Origin of the sequence: Streptomyces sp. NPDC049879 (assembly GCF_044461265.1) — a bacterium.
Lineage (GTDB): Bacteria > Actinomycetota > Actinomycetes > Streptomycetales > Streptomycetaceae > Streptomyces.
The window spans coordinates 1,373,558-1,391,968 of sequence record NZ_JBITKT010000001.1; the positions used below are offsets into that span (position 1 = coordinate 1,373,558).

At 73.5% G+C, this 18,411-nt stretch carries 15 protein-coding genes; 5 read left to right on the top strand and 10 right to left on the bottom strand.

Going from position 1 to position 18,411, the window contains the following annotated elements; translation table 11 throughout:
• Positions 1–17: 17 nt before the first annotated feature.
• From pgl to tkt, 5 genes are read right to left on the bottom strand one after another with little or no spacing between them, the layout of a single operon-like run.
• Positions 18–755, bottom strand: coding sequence for a 6-phosphogluconolactonase (gene pgl / locus ACIBPC_RS06405; protein ID WP_362966703.1), 738 nt, complete (start codon positions 753–755; stop codon positions 18–20).
• On the bottom strand, positions 752–1,915 hold the full coding sequence (opcA, locus tag ACIBPC_RS06410; protein ID WP_398841653.1) for a glucose-6-phosphate dehydrogenase assembly protein OpcA: 1,164 nt from the start codon (positions 1,913–1,915) through the stop codon (positions 752–754). Before opcA ends, pgl begins: the two co-directional genes overlap by 4 nt.
• On the bottom strand, positions 1,912–3,471 hold the full coding sequence (gene zwf, locus ACIBPC_RS06415; RefSeq protein ID WP_362966698.1) for a glucose-6-phosphate dehydrogenase: 1,560 nt from the start codon (positions 3,469–3,471) through the stop codon (positions 1,912–1,914). The genes opcA and zwf overlap by 4 nt, the downstream gene beginning before the upstream one ends.
• A gap of 7 nt (positions 3,472–3,478) precedes the next feature.
• Positions 3,479–4,600, bottom strand: coding sequence for a transaldolase (gene tal / locus ACIBPC_RS06420; RefSeq protein ID WP_398841655.1), 1,122 nt, complete (start codon positions 4,598–4,600; stop codon positions 3,479–3,481).
• Between the two features lie 34 nt (positions 4,601–4,634).
• Positions 4,635–6,713 carry a transketolase gene (gene tkt / locus ACIBPC_RS06425; protein ID WP_362966694.1) on the bottom strand — a complete coding sequence of 693 codons (2,079 nt, stop codon included), beginning with the start codon at positions 6,711–6,713 and terminating at the stop codon, positions 4,635–4,637.
• A 378-nt stretch (positions 6,714–7,091) separates the two neighbouring features.
• On the opposite strand from tkt, the gene ACIBPC_RS06430 reads away from it, so the two are divergent.
• The 3 genes from ACIBPC_RS06430 to ACIBPC_RS06440 are packed head-to-tail and all read left to right on the top strand — an operon-like array spanning position 7,092 to position 9,544.
• Positions 7,092–8,033: a heme o synthase gene (locus ACIBPC_RS06430; RefSeq protein ID WP_398841657.1), complete on the top strand. Its 942-nt coding sequence runs from the start codon at positions 7,092–7,094 to the stop codon at positions 8,031–8,033.
• 40 nt (positions 8,034–8,073) lie between these two features.
• Positions 8,074–8,496 carry a hypothetical protein gene (locus ACIBPC_RS06435; RefSeq protein ID WP_398841659.1) on the top strand — a complete coding sequence of 141 codons (423 nt, stop codon included), beginning with the start codon at positions 8,074–8,076 and terminating at the stop codon, positions 8,494–8,496.
• 52 nt (positions 8,497–8,548) lie between these two features.
• A complete protein-coding gene (locus ACIBPC_RS06440; RefSeq protein WP_398841660.1) occupies positions 8,549–9,544 on the top strand; it encodes an amidohydrolase in 996 nt (331 codons plus the stop codon).
• Between the two features lie 18 nt (positions 9,545–9,562).
• On the opposite strand, the gene ACIBPC_RS06445 is transcribed toward ACIBPC_RS06440, so the two are convergent.
• The 5 genes from ACIBPC_RS06445 to ACIBPC_RS06465 all read right to left on the bottom strand — a co-directional run bounded on the left by ACIBPC_RS06445 (position 9,563) and on the right by ACIBPC_RS06465 (position 15,954).
• Positions 9,563–11,302, bottom strand: coding sequence for a hypothetical protein (locus ACIBPC_RS06445; protein ID WP_398841662.1), 1,740 nt, complete (start codon positions 11,300–11,302; stop codon positions 9,563–9,565).
• Positions 11,303–11,455: 153 nt separating this feature from the next.
• Positions 11,456–13,030: an alpha/beta hydrolase gene (locus ACIBPC_RS06450; RefSeq protein WP_398841664.1), complete on the bottom strand. Its 1,575-nt coding sequence runs from the start codon at positions 13,028–13,030 to the stop codon at positions 11,456–11,458.
• A 133-nt stretch (positions 13,031–13,163) separates the two neighbouring features.
• Positions 13,164–14,156 carry a heme A synthase gene (locus ACIBPC_RS06455; protein ID WP_398841666.1) on the bottom strand — a complete coding sequence of 331 codons (993 nt, stop codon included), beginning with the start codon at positions 14,154–14,156 and terminating at the stop codon, positions 13,164–13,166.
• Positions 14,157–14,248: 92 nt separating this feature from the next.
• The gene (locus ACIBPC_RS06460) at positions 14,249–15,019 is read right to left on the bottom strand and encodes an ABC transporter permease (protein WP_398841668.1); all 771 of its coding nucleotides are present in this window, start codon (positions 15,017–15,019) and stop codon (positions 14,249–14,251) included.
• On the bottom strand, positions 15,016–15,954 hold the full coding sequence (locus ACIBPC_RS06465) for an ABC transporter ATP-binding protein (RefSeq protein ID WP_398841670.1): 939 nt from the start codon (positions 15,952–15,954) through the stop codon (positions 15,016–15,018). Before ACIBPC_RS06465 ends, ACIBPC_RS06460 begins: the two co-directional genes overlap by 4 nt.
• A gap of 160 nt (positions 15,955–16,114) precedes the next feature.
• Between ACIBPC_RS06465 and ACIBPC_RS06470 the strand changes: the two genes are divergently transcribed.
• Positions 16,115–16,963, top strand: coding sequence for a helix-turn-helix transcriptional regulator (locus tag ACIBPC_RS06470; RefSeq protein ID WP_398841672.1), 849 nt, complete (start codon positions 16,115–16,117; stop codon positions 16,961–16,963).
• Entirely contained in the window at positions 16,960–18,381 is a 1,422-nt protein-coding gene (gene sufB, locus ACIBPC_RS06475) for a Fe-S cluster assembly protein SufB (RefSeq protein ID WP_398841673.1), read from the top strand. The genes ACIBPC_RS06470 and sufB overlap by 4 nt, the downstream gene beginning before the upstream one ends.
• The last annotated feature ends 30 nt before the right edge of the window (positions 18,382–18,411 follow it).

Genomic DNA, 18,411 nt, shown 5'->3' on the forward strand with positions numbered 1-18,411 from the left:
GGGGGCGTCCGTCAGCCTCAGGGGCGCAGCCCGGCCGCCGCCGGTACGTCCACCAGCCACAGCGTCCGCGACAGGCCGAACGCCCCCGCCGCCGGGGCACGCAGTTCCCCCGGCTCCGAGAACGCCGTCGCCACCGCGTCCGCCTTGTCCTCGCCCGCCGCCAGCAGCCACACCTCGTGCGCCGTGCGGATGGTGGGCAGGGTCAGCGAGACACGGGTCGGCGGCGGCTTGGGCGCGTCGTGCACGGCGACGACCGTGCGCTCCGTCTCCCGTACGCCCGGCAGCCCCGGGAACAGCGAGGCGACGTGCGTGTCAGGGCCGACGCCGAGCAGCAGCACGTCGAACGGGTCGGGCGCGGCGGCCAGCTCCGCCGCGTACGCCTCCGCCGCCGCCTCGGCGTCGGCGCCCCACGGCCCGTCCGAGGCGGGCATCGGGTGCACGCGGTCCGGGTCGAGCGGCACGGCGTCGAGCAGCGCGGCGCGTGCCTGCCCGTGGTTGCGGTCCGGGTCGTCCTGGGGGACGAAGCGCTCGTCGCCCCACCACAGGTCGAGGCGGCCCCAGTCCACGGCGTCCCTGGCGGGCGAGGCGGCGACGGCGGCCAGTACCCCGTTGCCGTTCCTGCCGCCGGTGAGGACGACGGACGCGGAGCCCCGCGCGGCCTGGGCGTCCACGATCCTGGTGATCAGCCGGGCCGCCACCGCCTGGGCCATGAGGTCCTTGTCGCGGTGGACGACCAGCTCACGTGCCACGGTCATGCCGGCGGCTCCCCGTTCTTCCCGCCCGCGGCCCGGGACCGCGGCGCCTTCTTCTGCGCCGCCTTGCCCGCGGCCTTGCCCGGCGCCTTCACGGACGCCTTGCGCGGTGTCCTGGCCGGGGCCTTCGCGGCGGGCCTGGCCACGGCGGTGCCGTGCGCGCCGTCCGCCGGGGCGGCGTCCACCGACTCCGCCGCGCCCGCGGGGGGCGCCGCGGCCTCGGCCGCCGAGGTGCCCGGCGGGGTGTTCAGCCGGCCGAGGCCGTGCCGCACCGTGCCCGCGTACGCCTCGTCCGGGTCCAGCCGCCGCAGCTCCTCCGCGATCAGCTCCGCCGTCGAACGCCGGTGCAGCGCCACGTGCCGGTCCGGCTGGCCCGGCACGGCGAGGGTGGCCAGCGCGCCGTCCGGCCGGTCCAGGCAGATCACGCCGTCCGCCGTCGTGAGGCGCACCGCCGTGATGCCAGGACCGTCGGAGACGACCCGGCCCACCGACACGTCGAGCCGTTCGGCCAGCCACAGGGCCAGCAGCTCCGTGCTCGGGTTGTACTCCTCGCCCTCGACCTCGGCCCCCGTCACCTTCGCGTGCTTCTGGTCGAGCGCCGCCGCCAGCACGCTGCGCCACGGCGTGACGCGCGTCCACGCCAGGTCGGTGTCGCCCGGCGCGTACACCTCCGCCCGGGACACCAGGGCCGCCACCGGGTCCTCCGTCGCCGCCGCGTCGGTGATCCGGCGCTGCGCCAGCGTGCCGAGCAGGTCGTCCGCCGGGTGCGCGGGCGCCTCGTCCGGCCACCAGACGACGACGGGCGCGTCCGGCAGCAGCAGCGGCAGGACGACGCTGTAGGCGTGCGCCGACAGCTCGCCGTGCAGCCGCAGCAGGACGGTCTCGCCGTTGCCCGCCTCGCCGCCGACCCTGACCTCCGCGTCGAGGCGCGCCCCGGCGCGCTCCCGCGGGGAGCGGCCGGGCCGCTTGATGACGACCAGGATGCGCGACGGGTGCTCCTTCGACGCCTCGCTGGCCGCCTTCAGGGCGTCGTAGTGGTTGCCCTCGTCCGTGACGATGACGAGGGTCAGCACCATCCCGACCGCCGCGCCCACGGTGCGGCGGCCCTCGACGAGCGCGGTGTTGATGCGGGCGGACGTCGTGTCCGTGAGGTCGATGTTCATGGGCGGCGCCAGCTCCGTCCGTCTCGTGCGAGCATCTCGTCGGCCTCCGCCGGGCCCCACGAACCGGCCGGGTACGGCGCGGGCCGCCCGTGCCTGGCCCAGAACTCCTCGACCGGGTCGAGGATCTCCCAGGAGCGCTCGACCTCCTGGTGGCGGGGGAAGAGGTTGGCGTCGCCGAGGAGGACGTCGAGGAGCAGACGCTCGTACGCCTCCGGGCTGGACTCGGTGAAGGACTCGCCGTACGCGAAGTCCATCGTGACGTCCCGGATCTCCATCTGCGTCCCGGGCACCTTCGAGCCGAAGCGCACGGTGACGCCCTCGTCCGGCTGGACGCGGATCACCAGCGCGTTGTGCCCCAGCTCCTGCGTCTCCGTCGCGTCGAACGGCGAGTACGGCGCCCGCTGGAAGACGACGGCGATCTCGGTGACGCGCCGCCCCAGCCGTTTGCCCGTGCGCAGGTAGAACGGCACCCCGGCCCAGCGCCGGTTGTCGATCTCCAGCTTCACCGCCGCGTAGGTGTCGGTCACCGACTGGGGGTCGATGCCCTCCTCCTCCAGGTAGCCGGGCACCTTCTCGCCGCCCTGCCACCCGGCCGTGTACTGGCCGCGCACCGTGTGCCGCGCCAGGTCGGCGGGCAGCTGCACGGCCGAGAGGACCTTCAGCTTCTCCCTGACCAGCGCGTCCGCGTCGAAGGACGCGGGCTCCTCCATCGCCGTGAGGGCGAGGAGCTGGAGGAGGTGGTTCTGGATGACGTCGCGGGCCGAGCCGATGCCGTCGTAGTAGCCCGCGCGACCGCCGATGCCGATGTCCTCGGCCATCGTGATCTGCACATGGTCCACGTAGCCGCGGTTCCAGATCGGCTCGAACATCGTGTTCGCGAAGCGGAGCGCCAGGATGTTCTGGACGGTCTCCTTGCCGAGGTAGTGGTCGATGCGGAAGACCTCGGCGGGCGGGAACACCTCGTGCACGATCTGGTTCAGCTCCTGCGCCGACTTCAGATCGCGGCCGAACGGCTTCTCGATCACCGCGCGCCGCCACGACCCCGCGGGCGGGTCGGACAGGCCGTGCCGCTTCAGCTGCTGCACCACCGTGGGGAAGAACTTCGGCGGCACCGACAGGTAGAACGCGAAGTTCCCGCCCGTGCCGTGCTCCTTGTCCAGCTCCTCGATGGTGTCCCGCAGCTGGCCGAACGCCTCGTCGTCGTCGAAGTCGCCGGAGACGAAGCGCATCCCCTCGGCCAGCTGCCGCCACACCTCCTCGCGGAACGGCGTGCGCGAGTACCGCTGCACCGAGTCGTGCACGACCTGCGCGAAGTCCTCGTCCTCCCAGTCGCGGCGGGCGAAGCCCACCAGGGAGAACCCCGGCGGCAGCAGCCCCCGGTTCGACAGGTCGTACACGGCGGGCATCAGCTTCTTGCGCGACAGGTCGCCGGTGACGCCGAAGATCACCAGGCCGGAGGGCCCGGCGATCCTCGGCAGCCGGCGGTCCTGCGCGCTGCGCAGCGGGTTCGTGAACCCGTCCCGCGTCCGCGCGCGGGGCTTCGAGCCGTCGCTCACCGGTGCGTCAGCCCTTCCCGGACCCGGCGAGGCGCTCCAGCTCGGCCTTGGTGGAGTCCAGCAGGCCGTTCCACGCGGTCTCGAACTTGTCCACGCCCTCGTCCTCCAGGACCTGCACGACGTCGTCGTACGAGACGCCGACCCCGGCCAGGGCGTCGAGGTCCGCGCGCGCCTGGTCGTAGGTGCCGCGGACCGTGTCGCCGGTGATCTCGCCGTGGTCCTCGGTGGCGCGCAGCGTGGGCTCCGGCATGGTGTTGACGGTGCCGGGCGCGACGAGGTCGGCCACGTACAGCGTGTCCTTGTACGCCGGGTCCTTCACGCCGGTCGAGGCCCACAGGGGCCGCTGGACGTTGGCCCCGGCGCGGGACAGCGCCTGCCAGCGGTCGGCGGCGACGACCTCCTCGTACGCCTGGTACGCGAGGCGCGCGTTCGCGAGCGCGGCCTTGCCCTTCAGCTCCAGGGCCTCGGGGGTGCCGATGTCCGCGAGCCGCTTGTCGATCTCGGTGTCCACGCGGGACACGAAGAACGACGCGACCGAGTAGATCTCCTTCAGGTCGAGCCCGCGGGACTTCGCCTGCTCAAGACCGGCCTGGTAAGCGTCCATCACCTCGCGGTAGCGCTCCAGCGAGAAGATCAGCGTGACGTTGACGCTGATGCCGCGGCCGATCGTCTCCGTGATGGCGGGCAGGCCCGCGCGGGTCGCCGGGATCTTGATGAACGTGTTGGGCCGGTCCACCAGCCAGGCCAGCTGCTTGGCCTCGGCGACGGTCGCGTGCGTGTCGTGCGCCAGCCGCGGGTCCACCTCGATGGAGACCCGGCCGTCGAGACCGCCGGTCGCCTCGTACACCGGGCGCAGCACGTCGGCGGCGTCCCGTACGTCGGCGGTGGTGATCATCCGCACGGCCTCCTCGACCGTCACCCGGCGGGCGGCCAGGTCGGCGAGCTGCTCCTCGTAGCCCGCGCCCTCGGAGATCGCCTTCTGGAAGATGGACGGGTTGGTGGTCACCCCCACCACGTGCTGCTGGTCGAGGAGTTCGCCGAGGTTGCCCGAGGAGATCCGGCCGCGTGACAGGTCGTCGAGCCAGATCGCCACACCCTCGTCGGAGAGGCGCTTGAGTGCGTCGGTCATGAGAATCGCATCTCCTGCTTGTCGTGTATCTGTGTCAGCGCTCGGCGGCAGCGAGGGATTCCCGTGCGGCCTGCGCGACCGCTTCGGGGGTGATGCCGAACTCGCGGTACAGCGTCTTGTAGTCGGCCGAGGCGCCGAAGTGTTCGAGCGACACCACGCGCCCCGCCCCGCCCACGTAACGGTGCCAGGTCAGCCCGATGCCCGCCTCGACCGCCACGCGGGCACCCACGGACGGGGGCAGCACGCTGTCCCGGTACGCCTCGTCCTGCTCCTCGAACCACTCGGCGCACGGCATCGACACGACGCGCGTGGGCACGCCCTCGGCCTGCAGCGCCTCGCGCGCGGCCACGGCGAGGTGCAGCTCGGAGCCGGTGCCGATCAGGATGACGCGGGGCGTGCCGCCCTCGGCCTCGGTGTGGACGTAACCGCCCTTGGCCGTCGCGTCGTTCGGCGCGTACGTCGGGACGTTCTGCCGGGTCAGGGCCAGGCCGTGCGGCGCCGGGGCGCTCGCGTGCCGCTTCAGGATCTCGCGCCAGGCGAGGGCCGTCTCGTTGGCGTCCGCCGGGCGGACGACGTTCAGCCCCGGGATGGCGCGCAGCGCGGCCAGGTGCTCGACGGGCTGGTGCGTCGGGCCGTCCTCGCCCAGGCCGATCGAGTCGTGCGTCCAGACGTACGTCACCGGCAGCTTCATCAGCGCGGCGAGGCGGACGGCCGGGCGCATGTAGTCGGAGAACACGAGGAATGTGCCGCCGTAGATCCGCGTGTTGCCGTGCAGGGCGATGCCGTTCATCGCCGAGCCCATGGCGTGCTCGCGGATGCCGAAGTGGACGGTGCGGCCGTACGGGTCCGCCTCGGGCAGCGGGTTGCCCGCCGGGAGGAACGAGGAGGACGCGTCGATCGTCGTGTTGTTGGAGCCCGCGAGGTCGGCCGAGCCGCCCCACAGCTCGGGCAGCACGTCGCCGAGCTTCTTCAGGACCTCGCCGGACGCCTTGCGGGTCGCGACGTCGGTGCCCGCGTCGAAGACCGGCAGGGCCTTCTCCCAGCCCTCGGGCAGCTCGCCGGCCCGCACGCGGTCGAACTCGGCGGCACGGTCGGGGTTCGCCTTGCGCCAGGCGGCGAACCGCTCGTCCCAGGCGGCGTGCTCCTCGCGGCCGCGGTCCACGGCCTGGCGGACGTGCGCGAGGACGGCGTCCTCGACGGCGAAGTCCGCCTCCGGGTCGAAGCCGAGGACGCGCTTGGTGGCGGCCACCTCGTCGGCGCCCAGGGCCGAGCCGTGCGCGGCCTCGGTGTTCTGCGCGCCGGGCGCGGGCCAGGCGATGATCGACCGGGCGGCGATGATCGAGGGACGGCCGGTCTCCGCGCGGGCGGCGGTGAACGCCTCGTACAGCGCGGCCGGGTCCAGGTCGCCGCTGTCCTGCGGCGCGACGCGCTGGACGTGCCAGCCGTACGCCTCGAAGCGGGCGAGCACGTCCTCGGAGAACGCGGTGGCGGTGTCGCCCTCGATGGAGATGTGGTTGTCGTCGTAGAGCAGGACGAGGTTGCCCAGCTTCTGGTGCCCGGCCAGGGAGGCGGCCTCGGCGGCGACGCCCTCCTGGAGGCAGCCGTCGCCCGCGACGACCCAGACGGTGTGGTCGAAGGGGGAGGTGCCCGGCTCCGCGTCCGGGTCGAAGAGGCCGCGCTCGTAGCGGGCGGCCATGGCCATGCCGACGGCGTTGCCGACACCCTGGCCGAGGGGCCCCGTGGTGGTCTCGACGCCGACGGTGTGCCCGTGCTCGGGGTGCCCGGGCGTCCTGCTGCCCCAGGTGCGGAAGGACTTGAGGTCGTCCAGCGTCAGGCCGTATCCGGCCAGGTAGAGCTGGATGTAGAGCGTGAGGCTCGTGTGCCCCACGGACAGGACGAAACGGTCGCGGCCCGTCCAGTCGGGGTCGGACGGGTCGTGGCGCATGAGCTTCTGGAACACCAGGTAGGCCGCCGGTGCGAGGCTCATCGCCGTGCCGGGGTGACCGTTACCGACCTTCTGGACGGCATCCGCGGCCAGGACACGGGCGGTGTCCACGGCTCGCCGGTCCAGGTCGGTCCATTCGAGATCTGAGGTGGTCGCCTTGCTGCTCACCCTGCGTCAGGGCTCCTCTCCGCGTCTGTCAGGCCGGTGACGGGACCGTGGCCGCCTGGCGGCGGAGTGACGGCTCACCGGGCCGGTCCGAGCCTACCTCCGGCCCCTCCGCCGTCCGGCGGCGAGAGGGCACTCGGCGACCCTTCCAGGGTGCCCCGGATCATCCCGCCGGGCACGCCGGGCGGGCCGCCGCCGGGACCGGCCGCCGCGGAGCCGGATGGGGGGCCCGGCGACAAGCCGCGTAATCCGGGCGTCTAGAGTGACGGGGTGTACGCGAAGTCCCACCCGACGGTCCACCGGACCGGTTTCGCGTCCGGGCAGCCGCCCGCAGCGCACCATTCCGCTGAATCCGCTGATGTCGCACAACCAGGGGTGTCCGTGACGGCCGTCGATTCCCGTCCCGTGGCAGAGCACCGACAGGTCGCCGGCCGCGTGACCGCGGGAGCCCGGGTCAAGGCGTTCGTCTCGCTGACGAAGCCTCGCATTATCGAGCTGCTCCTCACCACGACCGTCCCCGTGATGTTCCTGGCCGAGGGCGGCGTCCCCGACCTGTGGCTGGTGCTCGCCACCTGCATCGGCGGCTACCTGTCCGCGGGCGGCGCGAACGCGCTCAACATGTACATCGACCGCGACATCGACGCGCTGATGGATCGCACGCGCAACCGCCCGCTCGTCACCGGTGTGCTGCGTCCCGCCGAGGCGCTGGTCTTCGGGCTCGCGCTCGCCGTCGTCTCGACGCTGTGGTTCGGGCTGCTGGTCAACTGGATCTCGGCCTGGCTGGCGCTGGGCGCGCTCCTCTTCTACGTCGTCGGCTACACGATGATCCTCAAGCGCCGCACGGCGCAGAACATCGTGTGGGGCGGCATCGCGGGCTGCCTGCCGGTCTTCATCGGCTGGTCGTCGGTCACCGGCACGGTCTCCTGGGGCGCGGTCGTCCTCTTCCTGGTGATGTTCTTCTGGACGCCGCCGCACTACTGGCCGCTGTCCATGAAGGTGAAGGACGACTACGAGCGGGTCGGCGTCCCGATGCTGCCGGTCATCGCCGCGAACACCGTGGTCGCCCGCCAGATCGTCGTCTACAGCTGGGTCATGGTCGCCGTCTCGCTGCTGTTGTGGCCGCTGGGCTACGCGGGCTGGTTCTACACGGTCGTCGCGGCCGTGGCGGGCGGCTGGTGGCTGTGGGAGGCGCACGCGCTCCAGGCCCGCGCCCGCGCCGGGGCGAAGGGCGCGAAGCTCAAGGAGATGCGGCTGTTCCACTGGTCCATCACCTACGTCTCGATCGTCTTCCTGGCCGTCGCCCTCGACCCGTTCATCAGCTGACCCCGCGCCGCGCGGGCTACCGGGCAGTAGCATGAGCCGTATGGCTGACACCGGTGAGAACACCCCGTCCCCGGACCCCGTGACCCCCGACGCGGCTCCCGCCGACGCCCCCGCCGGCACGCCCGCCGCCGAGGGGGAGGACGGCGTCCTCGGCCGCCGGGTCGCGCGGCTCGCGAAGCGCGTGCGGTCGTTCGCCGCCGCACACGGCGGCGCGGCCGGCACCGAGGGGCAGATCGCGTACCTGGGCGCCCGCGGCCACCGCCTCGTGCTCGTCGGCGCGGACGGCGCCTGGGGCGACGTGGTGGCGCCCGACCGGGGCGAACTCACCGCCGCCGCGGCGGCCGCCGGGGTGACGCTGCGCGAGAAGCTGGACGGCGAGACGGCCGCGCGGCTGCGCACCGGCCCGTACGAGTGGTCCCGCATGGCGGGCATCCAGATCGGCGGCGGGCGGCACACCGCCTGATCCCCGGCACCCGGGAGGGGTCCGTTCCGTTGTCCCGTACGTCATGACAGACATGAGCGCCGCACCCCTCGTGGACCAGTACGGCCACGGCGTCCTCCACGGCGAGGCGGCGCCCGGCGTCTTCGAACGGCGCCTCGCGGGGGCGGGCGGCGCGACCTGGCGGGCCGTGCTCCGCTGGTGCCCGCCGCTGCTCGGGCTCGACGCGGACGTCCCCGCCACCCGCTACCTGGCGCGGCGGCGCGAGCTGGGCGCGTACACCGCCACCCGCCTGCTGCTGCGCGGCAGCGGCATCCGTGTCTTCCTGCTGGCCGACGCCGCGGAGGCGGGGGAGACGGACGACGGCGAACTGACCGGCCCCGCCGCGACGGCCTCGGCGGCCGGGGGCACCGCACGCCCGCTGGCCGGGCTGACCGCGCTCGCCGCACGGGCGGCCGGCACCGCCGGGACCGCCCGCGCCTTCCTCGACCACGCGGCGGAGTCCCTCGTCACGGCGGCCCGCGACACCGCCGCGTTCGTGTGCGCCGCCGACGGCCTCGGCGGGGGAGGGCTGCCCGAGCCCACCGCCGTACGGCGCGCGGCGGACCGCTGGCTCGCCGACCCGCGCGGGCCACGGCACCCGGGACCTGTCCTCACCCTCCACCTGCTGTGGGGCGCGCTGGCCACCGGCCGCCCCGTCCAGCTGCACTGCGGCGACCCGATGCCTCTCGTACCGCTGCTGCACGCGACGGCGGGCGCGGGGACGCTCGTCCTCCTGCCGTCCCGCGCGCACCACCGGGCGGCGGCGCGGCTGGCGTCCGCCTTCCCGCACGTGTACGCCGACGCCGGTCCCGAGCCCGCGGCGGCGCTCGCGGAGGCGCCGCCGGGCAAGCTGCTCTTCTCCACCAGGGCGGGGACGCTGCCGGAGCTGCACGTCGCGCGCGCCGGGCTGTTCCGGCAGGCGCTGGACGCGGCCCTGCGCGCGCGTCCGCACGCCGAGGCCGCCAGGACCGCCCGCCAGATCGGCGGCGGCACCGCGCGCCAGGTCTACCGCCTGGGGGACGCCGTCTAGGGTGCCCCGGCCGGTCCGTCAGAGGTACGGGACCCAGGGCTCGTCCGGCAGGTGCGCGAAGCGGCCGAAGCGGCCGGGGTCCAGGTCGCCGTACGTCTTGACCAGGCCGCGGATCGTCTCGGCGTCCACGTTGTGCAGGTCGCCTCCCGCGGCCGTGTCCACGTAGGAGAGGTAGGCGTACGCGGCGTCGGCGTGGGCGCGGCCCGCCGGGCTGCCGGGGGCGACGCCCTCGGGCAGGGTCGTCGCGCGTTCCACGAACCGCTGCACGTTCGGCTCCACACCGCCCGTCCAGGTGTCGAACGGGTAGACGTCGCCCAGCAGACTGCCGGTGAAGTCGGGGTCGGCCATCATCTCCGCCGCGCGTTCCGGGTCCCTGGAGGTCACGGCCAGGAGCTTGCGGGCGTCCGTGTCGAGGGGGTTCCCGGCGGCGTCGGTCCTGCCGCGCCCGTGGGCGAGGGTGTCGATCACCGACTCGGTCAGGTCGCGGCCGAACTCCCGGCCGAGGGGGACGGTCGAGTGGCTCATCACGTTGCCGAAGCCGCTCAGCTCGGCGATCCCCTCGTCGTCGGCGTAGCCGCCCTCCGGCAGGCGGCGGGTGAGGCCGGCCAGCGCGGGAGGGGGGATCGCGTCCCATTCCCGGCGCAGGCTCACGCCGCCCAGCTCCGGGTCCAGCAGGACGGTGACGCCGTCGCCCGCGACGCGCATGAGGTGGTCGCCCAGCTCCCGGAGGCGGTCAGTGCCCGCCGTCCAGTGGTGCCCGCCCAGCGCGCCCAGGCTGCTCTCGTCGAACACCCAGTAGAAGTCGTCGAGGTAGGCCCGTTCGTCCGCGGTGAGGCGGCGGGACGCCTCGCCGGGGGAGGCCGAGCCGTAGTCGTCGAAGAGGCCGTTGAGGATGCCCTCGACGCCGGCCAGGGCCTGGAGCATCTCCTCCGCGGCCGTCCCGTGGTCGCTCTCCAGCAGGTCGTTCAGCCGGCCCGCCGCCCACCTCGCCATGGCGGGGTTGATCCACAGGCTCTTCAGCGGCCCCTCGGACAGGTCGTAGTCGTGCTTGGTGAGTTCGCCCGCCAGCTCGGTCATCTGGCGCTGGTAGGTCTCGATGACGGCGTCGAGCTCCTCGCTCGCCTTCCTCGCGTCGTCGGCCGCGTCCTGGAGGTGGCGCGCGCGGATCTCCACGGCCCAGTCGTCGAGGGAGACGTGGAACATCCCGTCGGATCCCATGGCCGGGTGGATCGTACGCGTCCCGTACCCGGGGAGCGTGACGGGGACGTTGCGCGGGGGGAGGCCGTCCGCGCTCGGCGGCAGCGCCGCCATCACGCGGTTCACGGCCTCCACCCAGCCGTTGTACTCGTTGACCGAGGCGCTGAGATGGTGGGTGAAGCCGACGTCGAGGCCGCCGTCGCCGAGGATCAGGCGGACCGCCTCGTTCTCGGCGTCGATCGCGAGGTTCATCGCGCGGACCAGGAGGCTCGGGACGTCCTTCAGCTCGTCGGGGCGCAGCCGGCGGTCCGTCTCCTTGACGCGGCCCTCGGCGTCGATGAGGGACGAACCGTCCAGCTCGCCCGCCTCCGCGGCGATCGCGGTGGCCCGTTCGGCGATGTCCGCCGCGTCGGTGCCCTCGGCGGCGGCGCGGGCGTAGACGGCCGCCTTCTCCGCCATGTCCTCCGAGTCCACCTCGTCGCAGAACGTCTTCTGCGCCACCCACGGCCAGCAGCCGGCCTTCTCCTGAACGTTGTCCCTGGTGAAGTGGAGATCGGGCATACCGGGCGCGCCTCTTTGCCTGGGGGAATCGTGGGGTCGGACCAACCAGACCCTCACGCAGGCGGCTTGACGCGCGGTCACATCATCGCGTCGCTCCGGTGAACGGAAGCCGTCCAGCGCCCCCACCGGTGTCGCGGGGGCGCCGGCCGGGCGTCAGCAGCGCGTCCCGTCGTCGGGGACGGCCCCCTCCAGCAGATGCGCGTTCACCGTCGAGACGACGCAGTCGTCCCCCGAGCTGTACGCGCTGTGGCCCTCGCCGTCGAAGCTGAGCAGCGGCGCCACCTCCGGGCCGCCGATGGCCTCCTGCATCCGCGCCGCCCCGGCGTACGGGGTGGCGGGGTCGCCCGTGGTGGCGACCAGCAGCAGCGGCGACGCGGCGTCCGGCGCGTCGTACCGGGGCCGTTCCGTCTCGGACGCGGGCACCGGCCAGCCGTCGCAGCCGGTCAGGCCCCACATCATGTCCGCGCCGAAGACCGGGGAGAGCGCGACGAGCTCGTCCTCGTGGGAGCGTGCCTCCTCGACGGACATGCCGGACGGGTCGTCGGCGCACTGGATCGCGGTGAAGGCGTCGTTCTGGTTGCTGTAGCGGCCCTGTGCGTCACGGCCGTTGTAGAAGTCGGCGAGGAACAGGAGCGTGTCGCCGGTGCCCATGGTGAGGGCCTCTTCGAGCGCCATCGTCAGGTACTCCCAGGACTCCTCGGAGTAGAGCGTCGCGATGATGCCGGTCATCGCGAGGTCCGCCGTCAGCTCCCGGCCGTCCGGGTCCGAGGTGGGGAGGGGGTCGTCCTCCAGGCCGTCGAGGAACGCGGCGATCTCCTGCTGGCCACCGGCGGGGTCGGTGCCGGTCGGGCAGGGCCCGTCCTCCTCGGTGGCGCAGTCCTCCAGATAGTGCTCCAGCGCGAGCTGGAAGCCCTCGGTCTGGAGCCTGACCTGCTCCAGGACGTCGGGGGAGGGGTCCACGACCGCGTCGAGCACGGTGCGGCCGACCGAGCCGGGGAAGAGGTGCGCGTAGACGGCGCCGAGCTGCGTGCCGTAGGAGATGCCGAAGTAGTTGAGCCGCTCGTCGCCCAGGACGTGGCGCAGGACGTCCATGTCGCGGGCGGCGTCAGTGGTGGAGACGTGCGGGAGGACGTCGCCCGAGTTCTCCTGGCAGGCGGCGACGTACTCCGCGTCCCGCTCCTCGGCCTCGGCCAGCTCCGCCTCCGTGTCGGGGTCGCCGGAGTCCTCCTGCGCCCACGCGTCGACGGTCTCCCCGTCCAGGCAGACCACGCCCGCGCTCTCGCCGACGCCGCGCGGGTCGAAGCTCACCAGGTCGTACCCGCCGTCGCGCAGCTCGCGGTACTCCTCCGCGAACTGCGGCAGGGTGTACACGCCGGAGCCGCCCGGTCCGCCGAAGTTGAAGACGAGGGAGCCGAGCCGTTCGCCGGCCGGGGCTGTCGTCGCCGCCCGTATCAGGGCTATGCCTATCGTCTCGCCGTCCGGGTCGTCGTAGTCCAGCGGCACGGTGAGGGTCGCGCACTCCCAGTCCTCGCCGGGCGCCGTACCGGTGCCCTGGACCGGCGTCGGCGCCTCGCAGGTCTCCCAGGACAGCCCCTGCCGCCCGATGGTGTCGGGCAGCCCGTCGTAGCTGCCGGCCGGGCCCGCGGCCGAGCCGGACGGCGGGGTGTCCTGGGGCATGGCCAGGTCGCTCGTGCAGGCCGTGGTGGCGAGCAGGGCGACGGCGGCCACGGGGGCGAGAGCGCCCAGCGCGCGGCGTCGGCGGTTCCTGTGGCGGAACGGCGGAGGTGTCTTCGCGTTTTTCATGGCACGCAGACCGTATCGCCACGCACCGACAGCGGACGCGCTGGGTGAGCCCCCCGGCTCAGGCGGTCGCGGGGACCCGGGGCTCGGCGGCGGTGTCGCCGTTCCCGTCCGCGGGTGCCTGCGCGGCGGGGGCGCCCCGGTCGCGGACCGACAGCAGCAGCCGCAGCGCTGCGATCCACACGAGCGACGCGCCCAGTATGTGCAGGCCGACGAGGATCTCCGGCTCGTCCAGGAAGTACTGCGTGTAGCCGATCACGCCCTGCCCGAGCAGCACGACCAGCAGGTCGCGGGCGCGTGCCCGGGTGACGCTCGACGCGTCCATCAGCCGCAGCCCGACGACCAGGGCCACCGTGCCGAGCACCACCACCCAGGCGAGGCCCGAGTGCACGCGGGTCACGGTGTCCCAGTCGAACGGCATCCGCTCGATGTCGCTGTCGTCGCCCGCGTGCTTGCCGCTGCCCGTCACCGCCGTGCCCGCGACCACGAGGGCCGCGCTCGCGGCGGTCAGCGCCACGATCGCGCGCCGTACCGGCACCCCGACGAGCGGCCGGGGCGCCGCGTCGCCCTCGCGGGTCCTGATCCAGGTCAGGGTGGTCACGGTGAGCAGCGCCATGGCGGCCAGGAAGTGCGCCGCGACGATGAACGGGTTCAGCTCGGTGAGGACCGTGATCCCGCCGACGACGCCGTTGCTCATGATCACCCAGAACTGCGCCCACCCGAGCCGGGTCAGCTCCCGTCGGCGCGGCTTCGCGGCGCGCGCGGCGACGATGAACCAGCCCGTGGCGGCGGAGACCACGTACGCCATCATCCGGTTGCCGAACTCGATGGCGCCGTGCAGGCCCATCTCGCGCGTCGCGACGAGGCTCTCGTCGCTGCACCGGGGCCAGGTGTCGCAGCCGAGGCCGGAGCCGGTCAGCCGGACCGCGCCGCCGGTCACGATGATGAGCACGCTCATCATGAGCGCGGCGGTGGCCGCGCGCCGGACGGTCCTCGGGTGGGGGGTCCAGCGCCCGGCGATGTACGCGAGGGGGTTTCGCACCGCTTTCAGCACCCCGTCATCGTAGCCCCGCGCTTGTGCGCCGATTCACGAGCCCCCCGGCCCCGCTCACTCCCAGCGGCCCCTCTTACTCCCAGCGGCCCCTCTCACTCCCAACGGAAGAAGCGCGCCGCGGCGGCCGGTGCGAGGACGGCCCAGACCGCGAGGACCCCCGTGTCCGCCCACGGCATGGCCGCCCCTTCCCGCAGCACGGACCGCAGGCCGTCCGCCAGCGCGCCCACCGGCAGCAGCTCCAGGACGGTCCGCACGCCGTCGGGGAAGTCGTCCAGCGGGATGATCACACCGCCGAAGAAGACCAGCAGGACGAAGACCAGGTTGGCCGCGGCCAGCGTCGCCTCCGCCCGCAGCGTCCCGGCCATCAGCAGCCCCAGCCCCGAGCAGGCCGCGGCCCCCAGCAGCATCAGGACGGCGACGGCGAGCGCGTTCCCGTGCGGCGACCACCCCAGGGCCAGCGCGACGACGCACAGCAGCGCCGTCTGGAGCGCCAGCGTGACGAGCACCGCGCAGGTCTTCCCGCACATCAGCGCCCAGCGCGGCAGCGGAGAGGCGGCGAGCCGCTTCAGCACCCCGTAGCGCCGCTCGTACCCGGTCGCGATGGCCTGGCTGGTGAACGCGGTGGACAGCACGGCGAGCGCCAGGATGCCGGGCGCCAGGTAGTCGACGCGGCCGGTGCCGCCGCCGTCCGGGAGGTCCACGATGTCCACCGCGCTGAACAGGACGAGCAGCAGCGTCGGGATCACCGCCGTGAGGAGCAGCTGCTCCCCGTTGCGCAGCAGCATCCGCGTCTCCAGCGCCGCCTGCGCCGTGATCATCCGGGACACCGGCGCCGCGCCGGGACGGGGTGCGTGACCGCTCATGACCGCAGCTCCTTGCCGGTCAGCTCCAGGAAGACGTCCTCCAGGGAGTGCCGCCGCGTGGTGATCCGGTCGGGCATCACGCCGTGCTGCGCGCACCAGGCCGTGACGGTGGCGAGCATGCGCGGGCCGACGTCTCCCGCGATGCGGTAGCTGCCCGGGCTCGGCTCGGACACCTCGCTCCCGGCGGGCAGCGCGGCGCGCAGCGAGTCGAGGTCGAGTCCCGGCCGCCCGGCGAAGCGCAGGACGTCGGCCGCGCCGCCCTTCCCCAGCTCGTCGGGGCTGCCCTGGGCGACGACCCGGCCGCCGTCGATGATCGCCACGTCGTCGGCCAGCTCCTCGGCCTCGTCCATGAAATGCGTGGTCAGCACGGTGGTGACGCCGTCCGTGCGCAGCGCGCGGATCAGGTCCCAGGTCGCGTGGCGCGCCTGCGGGTCCAGGCCCGCGGTCGGCTCGTCGAGGAAGACCAGCTCGGGGCGGCCGACCACGGCGAGCGCCAGCGCGAGCCGCTGCTTCTGGCCGCCGGACAGGCGGCGGTACGGGGTGCGGGCGGCGGGGCCGAGACCGAGGCGCTCGGTCAGCTCGGCGATGTCGAGGGGGTGCGCGTGCAGCCCGGCCATGTGGCGCAGGATCTCCCCGGCGCGCACGCCCGGGTACACGCCGCCCTCCTGGAGCATCACGCCCACGCGGGGCCGCAGCGTCTGCGCGTCGGCGACGGGGTCGAGGCCCAGGACGCGGACGCGGCCCGCGTCGGGGACGCGGTAGCCCTCGCAGCACTCGACGGTGGTGGTCTTGCCCGCGCCGTTCGGGCCGAGCACGGCCGTCACGGTCCCGGCGCCGACGGTCAGGTCCAGGCCGTCCACGGCGGTGGTGGCGCCGTACCGCTTGACCAGGCCGCTGACCACGACGGCCGGTGCGGCGGCTCCTGTGGACTGCATGGGGGCGAGTCTAGGTCGGGGCCCGTACCCGCCGGGCCCGGGGTGCCGGGGCGGGGCCCGGGGCCGCCCGGAGCTTAGGTATGCCTTACGTGACGCACTCCATCCGGGCTGGTCAGGACGCGGCTTGCCCGTCTCCCGAGAATTACGCAACAATGGCGTTGTGAAAAACCGGAACGAGCAGCGCGACGCGCCCGCGGCCCCCCGGGCCGCCGGTGAGGCGGGCCTCTCCCCGGTGACCGACGAGCAGTCCGGCACACGGCAGCGCGTGGTCCGTTCGATCCGCGACCACGGCCCCTCCACGGCGGCCGAGCTGGCCGACCGGCTCGGACTGACCCAGGCCGCCGTCCGCCGCCACCTCGACGCGCTCGCCGCCGACGGGCTGGTGGAGCCGGGGGAGAAGCGGGTCCGCGGCTCACGGGGCCGCGGCCGCCCGGCCAAGGCGTTCGCCCTCACCGACTGCGGCCGTGACGCGTTCGACCAGGCGTACGACGAGCTGGCCGTCGAGGCGCTCCGCTGGATCGAGCGGGCCGCCGGGGGCGGCGAGCCCGGCGCGGCCGCCGTGCTGGCGTTCGCGCGGGCGCGTGCGGCCGGGCAGGCGGAGCAGTACCGTGCCCTGCTGGAGGGCGCGGAGCCCGGGGAACGGGTCGCCGCGCTCGCCGAGGCGCTCTCCACCCAGGGGTTCGCCGCCGCCGCGCAGGCGGTCAAGGCCCCGGCCGGTGAGCAGCTGTGCCAGCATCACTGTCCGGTGGCGCACGCCGCCGCCCGCTACCCGCAGCTGTGCGACGCGGAGACCGAGGTGTTCTCGGCCCTGCTCGGCAGCCATGTGCAGCGTCTGGCCACCATCGCCCACGGTGCCGACGTGTGCACGACGTTCGTGCCCAGGGCCGCGCCCGGCGGCACGGACGGCGGCACCGCTCCCCGGAGCACCGCAGCACAGACCGGCACCGGCACCGCCGGCGCACCGAAGACCACCGCAACAGCACGCATCGCCGGGAGGAACCCCGCATGACGCTCCCCACGGAGACCGCCCACCCCGAGCTCGACGGCCTGGGCAAGTACGAATACGGCTGGGCCGACTCCGACACGGCCGGCGCCGCCGCGCGGCGCGGCCTGTCCGAGGACGTCGTCCGGGACATCTCGGGGAAGAAGTCCGAGCCCGACTGGATGCTCAACCTGCGGCTGAAGGGCCTGAAGCTCTTCGGCAAGAAGCCCATGCCGAACTGGGGCTCCGACCTCAGCGGCATCGACTTCGACAACATCAAGTACTTCGTCCGCTCCACGGAGAAGCAGGCCCAGAGCTGGGAGGACCTGCCCGAGGACATCAAGAACACCTACGACAAGCTGGGCATCCCCGAGGCGGAGAAGCAGCGGCTGGTCGCCGGTGTCGCGGCGCAGTACGAGTCGGAGGTCGTCTACCACCAGATCCGCGAGGACCTGGAGCGGCAGGGCGTCATCTTCCTCGACACCGACACGGCGCTGAAGGAGCACCCGGAGCTGTTCCAGGAGCACTTCGGCACGGTCATCCCGACGGGTGACAACAAGTTCGCCGCGCTGAACACGGCCGTCTGGTCCGGCGGCTCCTTCATCTACGTGCCGCCGGGCGTGCACGTGGACATCCCGCTCCAGGCCTACTTCCGGATCAACACCGAGAACATGGGCCAGTTCGAGCGGACGCTGATCATCGTCGACGAGAACGCGTACGTCCACTACGTCGAGGGCTGCACCGCGCCGATCTACAACTCGGACTCCCTGCACTCCGCCGTGGTCGAGATCATCGTGAAGAAGGGCGGCCGCTGCCGCTACACGACGATCCAGAACTGGTCGAACAACGTCTACAACCTGGTGACCAAGCGCGCCGTCGCCTACGAGGGCGCCACCATGGAGTGGGTCGACGGCAACATCGGATCCAAGGTCACCATGAAGTACCCGGCCGTCTACCTGATGGGCGAGCACGCCAAGGGCGAGACGCTGTCCATCGCGTTCGCCGGTGAGGGCCAGCACCAGGACGCCGGGGCCAAGATGGTCCACATGGCGCCGCGCACCTCCTCGAACATCGTCTCCAAGTCGGTCGCGCGCGGCGGCGGGCGCACCTCCTACCGCGGCCTGATCGAGATCAGCGAGGGCGCCGAGGGCTCGAAGTCCAACGTGCTGTGCGACGCGCTGCTCGTCGACACGATCTCCCGCTCCGACACGTACCCGTACGTCGACGTCCGCGAGGACGACGTGACGATGGGGCACGAGGCGACCGTCTCCAAGGTCAGCGACGACCAGCTCTTCTACCTGATGAGCCGCGGGCTGTCCGAGGACGAGGCGATGGCGATGATCGTGCGCGGCTTCGTCGAGCCCATCGCGAAGGAGCTGCCCATGGAGTACGCCCTGGAGCTGAACCGGCTGATCGAGCTGCAGATGGAGGGCGCGGTCGGCTGACGCCGCTCCCGCATCCCCGTCCAGCCCCTT